Origin of the sequence: Sphingobium agrisoli, assembly GCF_041877245.1 — a bacterium.
Taxonomy (GTDB): domain Bacteria; phylum Pseudomonadota; class Alphaproteobacteria; order Sphingomonadales; family Sphingomonadaceae; genus Sphingobium.
In genome coordinates, this window is sequence record NZ_JBHDJI010000002.1 from 176,027 (window position 1) to 188,619 (window position 12,593).

Genomic DNA, 12,593 nt, shown 5'->3' on the forward strand with positions numbered 1-12,593 from the left:
GTTCGAGGGCGTGCGTGTTGAAATCTTAGCTTGTCTCCGCGCGGGCGGCACGGGCCGGTCGGTCGGCGAAGCGCGGCGCGAGCGACAGCAGCACGATCGCGCCGATCAATATGGCGGCGCCCACCAGTTCGGCCGGGCGGGGTGTCTTCAGCCCCCAGACCCAGGACAGGATCAGCGCCCCGCCGACCCCGGCGATCAGGCTCGCCGCGCGCTCCAGCGGCACGCAATAGGCGTTCTCGCGCGGGTCGAGCAGGATGATGATGGCGAACACCGAGACGATCGTCAGGGTGAGGCCGATGCCCAGCAGCGGCCAGATCACCGGGTCGGTCCAGACCTCGACGAAGCCCCAGCCCAGTTCGCCCGACTGGCCGCCGATGCCTGACGCTGAAATGGCGGCCAGAATCGCGACCGACAGCGGCAGCGCGAACACCTTCTCCTCGACGAAATAGCGCCGCACCGACGCGGGATCGCCCGACTTCGACACTTTGGTCATGACGGCGAGGCGGATGAAATAGCCCAGCGTGTAGAGAATGACGGTCAGTATGGCGAGCGGCGGAAGATGCAGCCCGCCCCGATCGCTGAGCGTTATGATCAGCGCCAGCATCACCAGGGCCAGCGCGACCCAGCTCCACCAACGCACCCGCCGCCCGAACGCCAGATCGACCAGCGGCGCGATCAGCAATATGTCGCCGCGCATCAGCAGCTGGATGAAGGGGATGCTGACCCCCTGGAAAGTGAAGGACAGGGGTACGGTGAACAGCACCAGCGCGGTGCCGATCCCCGACAGCAGCGTCCAGCGCGTCGGCACCGGCACCCGCCGCCCCAGGATCATCACGCCATGCGCGTCGCGATGCCAGCCCGATCCCCAGATGAAGAGATAGGTGAGCAGAGTGCTAATGATGAGCGACGCGGGCAACGTCTCCAGCCCCGTCAGCGGCCGGCCTAGCCCCGGATGCGGCGTGCTCGTCACCAGCTTGGTGATGATGACGTTGGGCAGATAGGCGAGCAGATAGAGGGCCACATAGCCCTCCAGCGGGAAAGCCGATGCGGCGGCCTTGCTCATGCCGCTGCCTCCAGCTCGACCATCGCCTCACCCGTGTGATAGCGCGCGTTGAGGCCCGCTTCCTGCGTGACGGCGCTCATATAATCGACCACTTCGGCATGGCGCGCGCTGCCCGGCTCGACGAAGCGGGGCACGGCGTCGCGGTCGATATAGAGCGGCAGGAAACCGCTACGGACGATCCGCCCTCCCGCAATTTCCAGCCGCGCGACCATCGACAGGCGCGACGCTTTGGGGAAATTATAGAGGCTCTGGAAATCCGGCTCCCATTCCTCGGCAAGCACCCGGATTTCGTTGAAACTGCGCGATGCGGCATGGATCGGGTCCATCCGCAGGTCGGTCGCGAAATTGCAGAGCGAATAATAGACCGGCTTGCCGTCGAGCAGCTCGCAGCCCTTGAGGATATGGGCGTGCCCGCCGAGGATCGCGTCGGCCCCGGCGGCGATGGCGGCGCGGGCGACATCGCGCTGATAGTCGGCGATGGACGCGCGCACGAAATGGATGCCCCAGTGGAGCGATACCAACACCACATCCGCCTGTTGCTTGGCGGCGCGGATATCCTCCTCCAGCGCGGCCAAATCCTCGCGATGGGGGTAGCTATGGATGCGCGCGGGCGTGCCTGGCTGGTCATGCTCGATCTGCTCGTAGAGCGTATGCGCGCGCATCGGCGCGCAGCCGGGACGGCGCTCGTCGGCCCAATAACTGTGCGGCAGGATGCTCGAATAAGCGAGCATCGCGACCCGCGTGCCGTCGCCCAGCACGGTGATGACGGGCCGGCGCGCTTCGACGATGTTCGCGCCCGCGCCCACCACTTTCAAGCCGGCGCGCTCCAGATTGGCCTTGGTCTCGAAAAAGGCGTCATTGCCCCAGTCGAGCACATGGTTGCCGGCCATCGAGATGATGTCGAACCCCGCCCGCGCCAGCGCATCCGCGCCCTCGGGCCGGGCCAGCACCGCATGGCGCGCCTGGGGCAGGCGCACGCCCTTGGCTGCAAAGCTGGTTTCGAGCTGGCCGAAAGCGATGTCGGCGGCGCGCAGCACGTCGCGGGTCGCGACATAGCTTTCGTCATAATCGTTGCGATCGGGCGCAAGATCGCCGGCGGCCAGCACGATATGGGTCATGCCGTCGGTCCCTCGAACCGCACCGGCACCGACAGCGCGCCGATTTCGGGGAAGCGGGTCTGGCGCGGTTCGCCTGCCAGCACGAAGGGCGGCGCGGACAGCAGCATGTCGAGCGCGACCTGAAGCTCCAGCCGGGCGAGCGCCGCGCCGACGCACATATGCGGCCCGCGCCCGAAAGCCAGCGAATCCTTCATGTTCGGCCGGTCGATCCGGAAGCTGTCCGCATCCTCGAACACGCTTTCATCGCGATTGGCGGACGCATAGACCAGCGCGATCGGATCGTCCTTCGGGATCACCTTCCCGCGCACCGTCACATCCTCCACCGCCGTCCGCGCAAAGCCGCGATAGGGGGTGTAAAGGCGCAGAAATTCCTCGATCGCGGCCGGCACCAGCGAACGGTTCGCGCGCAATTGGTCCTGCAACGCGCGATCACGGCCCAGATGGACGGCGATCGACCCGATCATGACGCTCGGGGCGATGATGCCGACCACCAGCACTTGGCGGATGGTGCCGACGATCATCTCCTCGGGCAGCGGCGCGCCATCGACCCGCGTCGCCAGCAGCGCGCTGGTCGCGTCCTCGTCCGCCGGCATCGGATTGGCCTTGCGATCCGCCACGATATCGCGCGCCATGTCGTAGAGCAGCAGGCTCGACTCCTTGGTCGCGTCGATATCGTTGGACTGGACTGCGATATTGTAGCGCTGGCCCACGCGGGTCAGTTCCGCGACGGCGTCGGCAGGCAGGTTCATCCAGTGGGCGAACACCGCGATCGGGATATGCGCGGAATAGTCCGCGACGATGTCACCGCCCCCCGCCGCAATCATGGGGCCAAGCAAATCCTGGCAGATGGTGCGGATCACCGGCTCCAGCCGCGCCACCTTCCGCTCGGTCAGCAACGGTGCGAGAGCGCGGCGATAGGGCGTATGTTCGGGCGGGTCGAGGTGCAGCGGCGGCCGCCGTCCGGTGAAGGCGACCTTGGGAATGACATTCTGCCGCGACGTGACGAAGGTCTGCCAGTCGGCCGCCGCCATGGCGACATCCTCATGCCGGGTCAGCGCCCAGAAGCCGCCCCAGCTGTCGCTGTGCGCCACCGGACATCCCGCCCGCAGCGCCGCATAGTCGGCATAGGGACTGTCGAACGTTTCCGGCAGGGTCGGATCATAGTCATGTGCCATAACTAATTTCTAAGAGGATTTGAAAGCGCTTGCAACTGCTTTTCTGACGGTATTCTCCGTATGGTTCCCGCCCCCATTTATATGGTTGAAATCCAGCGCACTTAGCCGCTTCTGTCTGTATTCCCGGCGCGGAAACAAGCGGGATAGTGGCGGCGCAAATCCGGGGCTGCGGGCGGCCTCCAATGAAAACGCTTGTGTCCCGCACGGGCCGATGTAGTTTTACGACATAACCAAACGGGAGATGATGGATGCGGACAAGCCTGATCGCGCTGGCGATGATCACGGGAGCCTTGCCTTTGGCCGCGGCGGCGCAGCAGCAACCCCGGCCCACCGCCGAAGCGGAACGGCGCGCGGCCGACGCCAACCGCCCCGATACGCCCGGCACCGGCGCCTATCCCGCGCTCAAGGAAATGGTCCCCGGCCTCCCCGACCATGTCGTCTATCGCCCCGCCAATCTCGCCGCGCTCGGCGGCAAGAAGCTCGGCGTGTTGCTCTGGGGCAATGGCGGATGCGCCGCCGACGGGGCGAGCGCGCGCTTCCACCTCGCCGAAATCGCGTCGCACGGCTATGTCGTGATCGCACCGGGCCGCATCCGCAGCGGGCCGGGCGCTGAGCCTTCGGCCACCCCGCCCGCTCCCCGCCAGCCCGAAGGCACGCCCCGCCGCCTGCCCCCCGTCGCCACCACCGCGCAGGATGTGACGAAGGGCCTGGACTGGATCCTCGCGGAAAACGCCCGCGCCGGCAGCCCTTACAAAGGACTGATCGACCCCGCCCAGGTCGCGGTCGCGGGGCATAGCTGCGGCGGGCTCCAGGCGATCCAGGTCGCGCCCGATCCGCGCATCAGGACCGTCATCGTCAACAATAGCGGCGTCTTCACCGATGGCACCAATCCGATCCAGGGGCTGGTGGTCGACAAATCCATGCTGCGCGGCATTCACACCCCCGTCCTCTACGTGCTGGGCGGAAAGGGCGACATCGCCTGGCCCAACGGCACCGACGATTTCGCCCGCATCGACCATGTACCGGCCGTTCTGGTCGATGGCGACGTCGGCCATGGCGGCACCTTCGGCGAAGAGAATGGCGGCGATGTCGCGCGCTTCACCGTCGCCTGGCTGAACTGGCAACTGCGTGGCGACGAGACAGCCGGCCACCTGTTCAAGGGCGCGGATTGCGGCCTCTGCACCGACGCCAAATGGCGCATCCAGCGCAAGGGGCTGTGACGGCGGAGGCCGGCCTGTCGCGCCGGATCGCGGCGCATATGGCCGGCCTTACCTTGGACGCCGTGCTACCGGCGACACACCATGCCACGCGGCGCGCACTGCTGGACGCGATCGGCGTGATGCTGGGCGCAAGCGGCCTCAGCGACGATGCCCTCCCCTACCGTGCCCATGCCGCCGCCACGCCCGGCCCCGCCCGGCTGATCGGCACCGACGCGCGCAGCACCCCGCCCCTCGCCGCGCTCGCCAATGGCGCGCTCGCTCATGCGCTGGACTATGGCGACACGTTCGACGCCGGGCCGGCGCATCCGCATGCGGCGCTGGTGCCCGCGCTGCTGGCTCTGGCCGACACGCGGCCGGAGATCGATGTCGGAACGTTGCTGACCGCGCTGGCGGCCGGCGGCGACCTCGCCTGCCGCCTGTCGCTCGCCCCCGCCCGCCCCTATGAGGAAGGGGGCTGGTATCCGCCCCCGCTCGTCAACCTGATCGCCAGCGCGGCGGCCTGCGCCCGCCTGCTGGGCCTCGACGCGGACGGGGTGCGGCAGGCCATGGGGCTGGCGCTGGTGCAGGGCGCCTTTCCCGGCATCATCAAATATGATCCCACCTCGCCGATGCGGGGAATGCGCGAAGCCTTCGTCGCCCGCGCCAGCGTAGAGGCGGCGCTGCTGGCCGAAGCCGGCGCGCGCGGCTTCGATGCGCCACTGGAGGGCAAGGCAGGCTTTTTCGAGGTCTATGGCGGCGGCGCGCCTGGCGCGGCCTTGACCAACGGGCTGGGGGAGCGCTTCCTCGGCGCGGAGGTCAGCTTCAAACCCTGGCCCGCCTGTCGCGGCACCCATCCCTATATCGAGGCGGCGCTGGCACTGCGCGACCGGATCGACCGCGCCGCGATCGACCGGATCGAGGCGGAGACCGGGCCGATCCAGGAAATGCTGATCCGGCCCCTTGACATAAAGGCCGCGCCGACCCGCCCTGTCGAAGCCAAATTCTCGATTCCGTGGACGGTAGGCGTGGCGCTGGTTCATGGCGTGGTGACGCTGGACAGCTTTTCGTTGGAAGCGCTGGACGATCCGCAAGTGCGCGCCGTCGCCGCGCGCGTGGTCGAGTGGCGCAACCCCGGCTGGGGCCGCGCGCAGGCGGCGAGCGGATCGCTGACGATCCATCTGCGCGACGGCACGATGTTTACACACACCGTGTCGCAGGCAGCGGGCCATCCCGACCGGCCGATGACCGATTCGGACCTGATCGCCAAATTCGCCCGGTGCGCCGCTCATGCCGCGACACCCATTGCCGGGCCGGAAGCGGAGGCGCTTGCCGCACACATATTGGGTTTTCCGGCCAACAACCCAGCGCACGGCCTGCTGCAACATCCGGCTTGCGCGACCGCGATTTAAGTTATATCGCATAACAATAAAGGAGAGAGGCATGGCTACCATCGCACCCCCGGCACCCGCCACCTTCGATCGCCTGAACCCCGTCACCGGCGCTATCGCCACCACCGCGCGCGCCTTCAGCACTGAAGACGCCAATGCCGCCGTCGAAGCGGCCGCCGCCGCTTTCCCCGCCTGGTCGGCGCTCGGCCCCAATGCCCGCCGCGCCGCGCTCAATCAGGCCGCCGATGCGCTCGCGGCCAAGGCCGACCAGTTCGTCGACGCGATGATGGGCGAGATCGGCGCGACCGAGGGCTGGGCGCGCTTCAACCTGATGCTGGCGGTCGGCATGGTGCGTGAAGCCGCCGCCCTCACCACCCAGATCGGCGGCGAGGTCATCCCGTCCGACAAGCCCGGCTGCATCGCCATGGCGATCCGCGAGCCGGTGGGCGTGCTGCTCGGCATCGCCCCTTGGAACGCGCCGATCATCCTCGGCGTCCGCGCCGTCGCCGTGCCGCTCGCCTGCGGCAACACGGTGGTCCTCAAAGCCAGCGAGCTATGCCCCCGCACCCACAGCCTGATCGCCGAAGCGTTCGACGAAGCGCTGCCCAAGGGCGCGGTGTCGATCGTCACCAACGCGCCCGCCGACGCCGCCGAGATCGTCGGCGCGCTGATCGACCATCCTGCGGTCAAGCGCATCAACTTCACCGGATCGACCGCCGTCGGCCGCATCATCGCGCAGCGCGCCGCCGGGCATCTGAAGCCCGCGCTGCTGGAGTTGGGGGGCAAGGCACCGCTGATCATATTGGAGGACGCGGACCTCGACGAAGCGGTCAAGGCCGCCGCCTTCGGTGCGTTCATGAACCAGGGGCAAATCTGCATGTCGACCGAGCGGATCATCGTGGTCGATGCTGTCGCCGACGCCTTCGTCGCGAAGTTCGGCGCGAAGGTCGGATCGATGGCGGTCGGCGATCCCCGCGAAGGCAAGACGCCGCTGGGCGCGGTGGTCGACCGCAAGACGGTCGATCATGTCCAATCGCTCATCGCCGACGCGCTTGCCGCCGGGGCGACCCAGGTGACGGGCGGCGCGGCGGACGGCGTGCTGATGCCCGCGCATGTTATCGACCGCGTGACCCCCGACATGAAGCTGTTCCGCGACGAAAGCTTCGGTCCGGTCGTCGGCGTGATCCGCGCGCGCGACGAAGCCCATGCGATCGCGCTTGCCAATGACACCGATTATGGCCTGTCCGCGTCGGTCTTCACCCGCGACACGGCGCGCGGGTTGAAGGTCGCGCGGCAGGTCAAGTCGGGCATCTGCCATGTCAACGGCCCGACCGTACACGACGAGGCGCAGATGCCATTCGGCGGGGTCAAGGCGTCGGGCTATGGCCGCTTCGGTGGCAAGGCCGGGATCGACAGCTTCACCGAATTGCGGTGGATCACGATCGAGACCGAACCCGGCCATTATCCGATCTGAGGCCCGCCATGACCCGCACCGCCCTCTCCTCGACGATCGCCGCGCTGGCGGTGGCTGGAAGCGCGCAGGCGCAAGGGCCTGCCGCCCCCGCGCCAACCCTCGCTTACGCCTTCTCGGCACGGGTCGAGGTTGCCGCCCCGATCGAGCAGGGCGAGATCGACGGCGGGCGCAAGCGCTTCGTGCCGATCACCGGCGGCACGATCGCCGGCCCGCGCCTCACCGGCGCGGTGCTGCCGGGCGGGGGCGACTGGCAGACCATCTTCCCCGGCGGCCTGACCCGCGTCGAGGCACGCTATTTCCTGAAGGCGGCCGACGGCGCGGTCATCGGCATCCACAATGAAGGCGTCCGCGTCGCGACGCCCGAGATCACCGAGAAGCTGGCGAAGGGAGAGCGGGTCGATCCCGGCCGCTATTATTTCCGCACCAGCACCCGCTTCGATCCCCCGCCCGGCCCCCATGCCTGGCTGCGGGGCAAGGTCTTCGTCGGTCGCGGCGTGCGGATGCCCGACCATGTCATCATCGATTTCTACATCGTCGAATGAGGCGCGCGAGCGCCCCCAGCCCAAGGACAAGACCATGAGTGAACTCAGCAGCAACGGCGTCGTCGCCTATGATGTCGAAGACGGCATCGCATGGGTGCGGTTCAATCGCCCCGACAAGCGCAACGCGATGAGCCCCACGCTCAACCGCGACATGATGGAAGTGCTGGACGCCCTCGAATTTCGCGACGATGTCGGCGTGCTGGTGCTGTCGGGCGAAGGCGCGTCCTGGACCGCCGGCATGGACCTCAAGGAATATTTCCGCGAGACCGAAGCGCAGGGACTGGCCGGCACGCGCAAGGCGCAGCGCGAAAGCTATGGCTGGTGGCGGCGGCTGCGCTGGTATCAGAAGCCGACGATCGCGATGGTCAATGGCTGGTGTTTCGGCGGCGGCTACGGCCCGCTCTTCGCCTGCGACCTCGCCTTTGCGGCGGAGGAAGCGACGTTCGGCCTCTCGGAAATCAACTGGGGCATCCTGCCGGGCGGCGGCGCGACCAAGGTGGCGCAGGAACTCATGCCGTTCCGCAAGGCCATGTATCACGCGATGATGGGCGAGAATATCGACGGCAAGACCGCGGTCGAATGGGGCCTGGTCAACGAGGCGCTGCCCCTGGCGCAGCTCAAGGACCGGGTGACTGAAGTGGCGCAGGTGCTTCTCAGGAAAAACCCGGTGGCGCTCAAAGCCACCAAGGACGCGATGAAGCGCGTCGGCGTGATGAGCTATGACGATGCCGAGGATTATCTGGTCCGCGCGCAGGAAGCCGCCAACAGCTACGACAATCAGGGCCGCAAGGAAGGCATCCGCCAGTTCATCGACGAGAAGAGCTACAAGCCGGGCCTTGGCGCCTATGACAAGGACCGGGTGAAAGCGTAATCAAGCCCCTCCCCTTTAGGGGAGGGGCCAAGAGAGAGACGACATGCCCGACCTTTCCCGCCTCCTTACCCCGCGCTCGGTCGCCATCGTGGGCGCATCGCCCACGCCCGGCGCGCTCGGCAACAGCGTGCTGCGGAACCTCGACCGGCACGGCTATGCGGGCGCGATCCACCTCATCAACCCGAAGCGCGACGCGATCGACGGGCGACGGTGCCTGAAGTCCATCGACGACCTCCCCCACGGCGTCGACGCGGCAGTGCTGGCGATCCCCGGCCCGGCGGTGCTGCCGGCGATCCGGGCGCTGGCCGAACGCGGGGTGGGCGCGGCGATCATCTTTTCCGCCGGCTTCGCCGAGGGCGGCGAGGAAGGACTGGCGGCGCAGGCGAAGGTCGCCCGCATCGCCCGCGACAGCAACATGGTGGTCGAAGGCCCCAACTGCCTGGGGATGGTCAATTATGCCGCCAGCGTGCCGCTGACCTTCGTGGAAGCGCCCGTGCTCGACCTTACGGGCAAGCCTGCGGTCGGCATCGTCAGCCAGTCTGGCGCGATGGCGGTGGTGCTGGGCACGACCCTGATAGCCAAGGATCTCGGCATCACCCTCTCGGTCTCCACCGGCAACGAGGCCGCTTCGGGCGTGGAGGATTATCTCGAGCATCTGCTGGACGATCCCGCCACACCCGCGATCGCGATGATCGTCGAGCAGTTCCGCCAGCCCGCCCGCTTCCTCGCGCTGGCCGACAAAGCGCGCGCGTCGGGCAAGCCCATCGTCCTCCTCCACCCCGGCACGTCGAGCGCCGCGCGCGAATCCGCCGCCACACATACCGGCGCGATGGCCGGCGACTGGCAGCTGATGCGCGCGAAGGTGGAGCGCGCCGGCGTCATTCTGGTCGACAGCCTGGAGGCGCTGGGCGATGTGATCGAACTCGCCGTGCGCTGCGGCGTCCCGAAGGCGGGCGGCACGGCAGTCCTCACCGAATCGGGCGCGTTCAAGGCGCTGACGCTGGACCTCGCCGAAAGCATCGGCCTGCCCCTGCCGGCGATGGACGGGGCGACGGCCGCCGCGATGCGCGCCGCCATCCCCGATTTCATCCCTGTCTCCAACCCGATGGACCTGACGGCGCAGGCGCTGGTCGATCCCGACCTCTACCGCCGCACGTTGATCCCGCTGCTGACCGACGACAATTATGCCGCTTTGGTCTTCGGCATCATCCAGACCGATGAAGCCACCAGCGCCCGCAAATTCCCCGCCATCATCGACGCGGTAAAGGCGCTCGCTCCCAAAAAGCCCGTGATCTTCGCGGGGCTGGACGATGGCGCGCCGGTCCCGGCGGAGTATATCAAGGGCCTGCGCGAGATCGGCGTAGCCTATTTCCCCAGCCCCGATCGTGCCTTCCGCGCGCTGCGGCATCTCGGCCGCCTCGCCGATCGCGACTTCGCCCGCAGCGACGCCGCGCCGATAACGCTCAACTTGCCCTCAGGCGTCATTCCCGAATATCGCGCCAAGCAACTGCTCGCGCCGGTCGGCATCCCCTTTCCCGCCGGTGGCTTCGCCGCCGATGTGGCTGAAGCCAAAGCCATCGCCGCGCGGATCGGCTATCCGGTCGCCCTGAAAGCGCAGGCCGCCGCCCTCAGCCACAAGAGCGACGCCGGCGGCGTGATCCTCAACATCACCGACGACGCGGCGCTCGACGCTGCCTGGGAGCGGCTCTACGCCAATGTCGCGGCCTATGACCCCACGATCGCGCTCGACGGCGCTCAGGTCGAGGCGATGGGCAAGCGCGGGGTCGAACTGATCGTGGGCGCGCGCACCGATCCCGACTGGGGGCCGGTCATTCTCGTCGGCTTCGGTGGCGTAACGGCCGAACTGCTCCATGACGTTCGCCTGCTCCCGCCCGACCTGACCCGGGACGCGATCAAGGCGGAATTGCGCGCGCTGAAGCAGGGCGCTCTGCTCGACGGCTATCGCGGATCGCCCGCGCTGGACGTGGACGCGGTGGCGCGGCTGATCGGGACGCTGGGCCAAGTCCTGATCGGCACCCCGTCGATCCGCGAGATCGATCTCAACCCGATTGTCGTCCATCCTGCGGGCGAAGGCGCGGTTGCGCTCGACGCGCTGATCCTGGCGCGATAGGCGGCGTCAGGCGACCGTCGGCGCGCGCCGCTCGATCCGCCCGAGAAGCTCCAGCAGCGTCGCCTTTTCCGCGTCGGTGAAGCCGGCGAGCATCCGTTGCTCATGCGCGGTGATGCGGGCGATGCACTCGTCCAGCATCGCTCGCCCGGCATCGGTGATGTGCAGCGCCACCACCCGCTTGTCGGCCGGATTGGCCTCCCGCGTCAGATAGCCCGCTTCGGTCAGTTCGGTGATCAGCGACACCATGTTCGCCCGCTTGATCCCCAGGATCGCGCCCACTTCCCCCTGTTTGATGCCGCGATTGCCCGATACCACCGCCAGCACGCCGACCAGCACCTGCCGCATCCCCGTGCCCTCGACCGCCGCGGCAAAGTCCGCCGCGAACGCGCCCGACGCCCGGCGAAGATGATAGCCCATGAGGGGCGCCAAAGGCCCTATTTCGTCGATCTGCTGCGCCATGTGTCGCCGACAAACAAGTTTTTCGTTCCGCCGTCAACCGCGCCGGCATGGACGGCCCGGCCCCATGAAACGGCTTTCAAGCGCCGCCGCGATACGGCATAGCGACGCCATGGCATTGCCCCGTGCTCCCCGGCTCGATGAAGTGGCCCGTCTGGCCGGCGTTTCGGCAGCGACCGTATCGCGCTACCTCAATAATCCCGGCATGGTCGCGGCGGCGACGGCGCGGCGTATCCAGCAGGCGGTGGAAGAAACCGGCTATCTCCCCAACCTCAATGCCGGGGCGCTGGCCTCCAGCCGGTCGCGGCTGATCGCGGTGCTGGTGCCCGAAATCGCCCAATCGATCTTCAACGACACGGTCGAGGCGATGATCGAGGAACTGGCCGCCGACGGCAACAGCGTGATGCTGGCGCTGACCGGGGCGGATAACCGTCTGCTTGACCAGCAGATCAACGCCGCGCTGTCGCGCCGGGTGGACGCCATCATCCTGACCGGCATATTGACCGATGCGGATGCGCGGCGGCGGCTGCGCGAACAGCCCGCGACCGTGATCGAGACCTGGGCGCTGCCGGACGATCCGATCGACGTCGCCATCGGCTTTTCCCACCGCGCCGTGGGGCATGAGATCGCCCACTTCCTCCGTAGCCGGGGCTATCGCCAGCCCCATCTGGTCGTCCCGCGATCGCCCCGCGCGCAGGAACGCGCCAGCGGCTTCATCGAGCGATGGACGGCCGAAGGGGGGATCGCGCCGAGCCAGATCGACGTGCCGGTCCCCAGCCATTTCGGGCAGGGCCGGCTCGCCTTTCGCGGCATGGCGGATCTGGCGACGCCGCCCGATGTGGTCGTCTGCGGCTCCGACTGGATCGCCCAGGGGCTGATCGTGGAAGCGCAATGTGCCGGGGTGCGCGTACCCGATCAGCTGGCCGTCATCGGCTTCGGCAACCTGCGGCTGGCGGGCGACATGCGCCCCACCATCACCTCGGTCGATATCGACGGCCGCCACATCGCGCGCGAGGCGATCCGCGTGCTCAAGGGCCGCGCCGCCGGCGATCCGCCACAACCAGCGTCGATCGACGTGCATTTCCGCGTCATCGCCCGCGAAAGCGCCTGAAAGCTCGATGAAAACGCTTGCATGAATTCTGGTGGGGCGGCACTTTCTGCTCAAATCAGCAGAAA

Annotated in this window: 11 protein-coding genes; 7 read left to right on the plus strand and 4 right to left on the minus strand. The window is 67.9% G+C overall.

Translation table 11 applies throughout. The features are described from left to right. Positions 1 to 25: 25 nt before the first annotated feature. The 3 genes from ACETPF_RS05150 to ACETPF_RS05160 are packed head-to-tail and all read right to left on the minus strand — an operon-like array spanning position 26 to position 3,356. A complete protein-coding gene (locus ACETPF_RS05150; RefSeq protein WP_373933238.1) occupies positions 26 to 1,063 on the minus strand; it encodes a hypothetical protein in 1,038 nt (345 codons plus the stop codon). Further along, positions 1,060 to 2,181 carry a CapA family protein gene (locus ACETPF_RS05155; protein ID WP_373933239.1) on the minus strand — a complete coding sequence of 374 codons (1,122 nt, stop codon included), beginning with the start codon at positions 2,179 to 2,181 and terminating at the stop codon, positions 1,060 to 1,062. The genes ACETPF_RS05150 and ACETPF_RS05155 overlap by 4 nt, the downstream gene beginning before the upstream one ends. After that, positions 2,178 to 3,356 carry a cytochrome P450 gene (locus tag ACETPF_RS05160; protein ID WP_373933240.1) on the minus strand — a complete coding sequence of 393 codons (1,179 nt, stop codon included), beginning with the start codon at positions 3,354 to 3,356 and terminating at the stop codon, positions 2,178 to 2,180. Before ACETPF_RS05160 ends, ACETPF_RS05155 begins: the two co-directional genes overlap by 4 nt. A gap of 248 nt (positions 3,357 to 3,604) precedes the next feature. Between ACETPF_RS05160 and ACETPF_RS05165 the strand changes: the two genes are divergently transcribed. Genes ACETPF_RS05165 through ACETPF_RS05190 form a run of 6 tightly spaced genes read left to right on the plus strand, consistent with a single transcriptional unit; the run spans position 3,605 to position 10,961 of the window. Beyond that, positions 3,605 to 4,576: an alpha/beta hydrolase gene (locus tag ACETPF_RS05165; protein WP_373933241.1), complete on the plus strand. Its 972-nt coding sequence runs from the start codon at positions 3,605 to 3,607 to the stop codon at positions 4,574 to 4,576. Beyond that, positions 4,549 to 5,964 (plus strand): MmgE/PrpD family protein, encoded by a 1,416-nt coding sequence (locus ACETPF_RS05170; RefSeq protein ID WP_373933243.1) that lies wholly within the window; start codon positions 4,549 to 4,551, stop codon positions 5,962 to 5,964. The genes ACETPF_RS05165 and ACETPF_RS05170 overlap by 28 nt, the downstream gene beginning before the upstream one ends. A 31-nt stretch (positions 5,965 to 5,995) precedes the next feature. Further along, positions 5,996 to 7,417 carry an aldehyde dehydrogenase gene (locus tag ACETPF_RS05175; RefSeq protein WP_373933244.1) on the plus strand — a complete coding sequence of 474 codons (1,422 nt, stop codon included), beginning with the start codon at positions 5,996 to 5,998 and terminating at the stop codon, positions 7,415 to 7,417. A gap of 8 nt (positions 7,418 to 7,425) precedes the next feature. After that, positions 7,426 to 7,959, plus strand: a complete 534-nt coding sequence (locus ACETPF_RS05180; protein ID WP_373933245.1) for a DUF3237 domain-containing protein — start codon at positions 7,426 to 7,428, stop codon at positions 7,957 to 7,959. 34 nt (positions 7,960 to 7,993) lie between these two features. Next, positions 7,994 to 8,830 (plus strand): p-hydroxycinnamoyl CoA hydratase/lyase, encoded by an 837-nt coding sequence (locus ACETPF_RS05185; RefSeq protein ID WP_373933246.1) that lies wholly within the window; start codon positions 7,994 to 7,996, stop codon positions 8,828 to 8,830. Between the two features lie 43 nt (positions 8,831 to 8,873). Continuing rightward, positions 8,874 to 10,961, plus strand: a complete 2,088-nt coding sequence (locus ACETPF_RS05190; RefSeq protein WP_373933247.1) for an acetate--CoA ligase family protein — start codon at positions 8,874 to 8,876, stop codon at positions 10,959 to 10,961. A 6-nt stretch (positions 10,962 to 10,967) separates the two neighbouring features. On the opposite strand, the gene ACETPF_RS05195 is transcribed toward ACETPF_RS05190, so the two are convergent. After that, positions 10,968 to 11,420 (minus strand): MarR family winged helix-turn-helix transcriptional regulator, encoded by a 453-nt coding sequence (locus tag ACETPF_RS05195; RefSeq protein ID WP_373933248.1) that lies wholly within the window; start codon positions 11,418 to 11,420, stop codon positions 10,968 to 10,970. Positions 11,421 to 11,529: 109 nt separating this feature from the next. On the opposite strand from ACETPF_RS05195, the gene ACETPF_RS05200 reads away from it, so the two are divergent. After that, entirely contained in the window at positions 11,530 to 12,528 is a 999-nt protein-coding gene (locus tag ACETPF_RS05200) for a LacI family DNA-binding transcriptional regulator (RefSeq protein WP_373933249.1), read from the plus strand. The last annotated feature ends 65 nt before the right edge of the window (positions 12,529 to 12,593 follow it).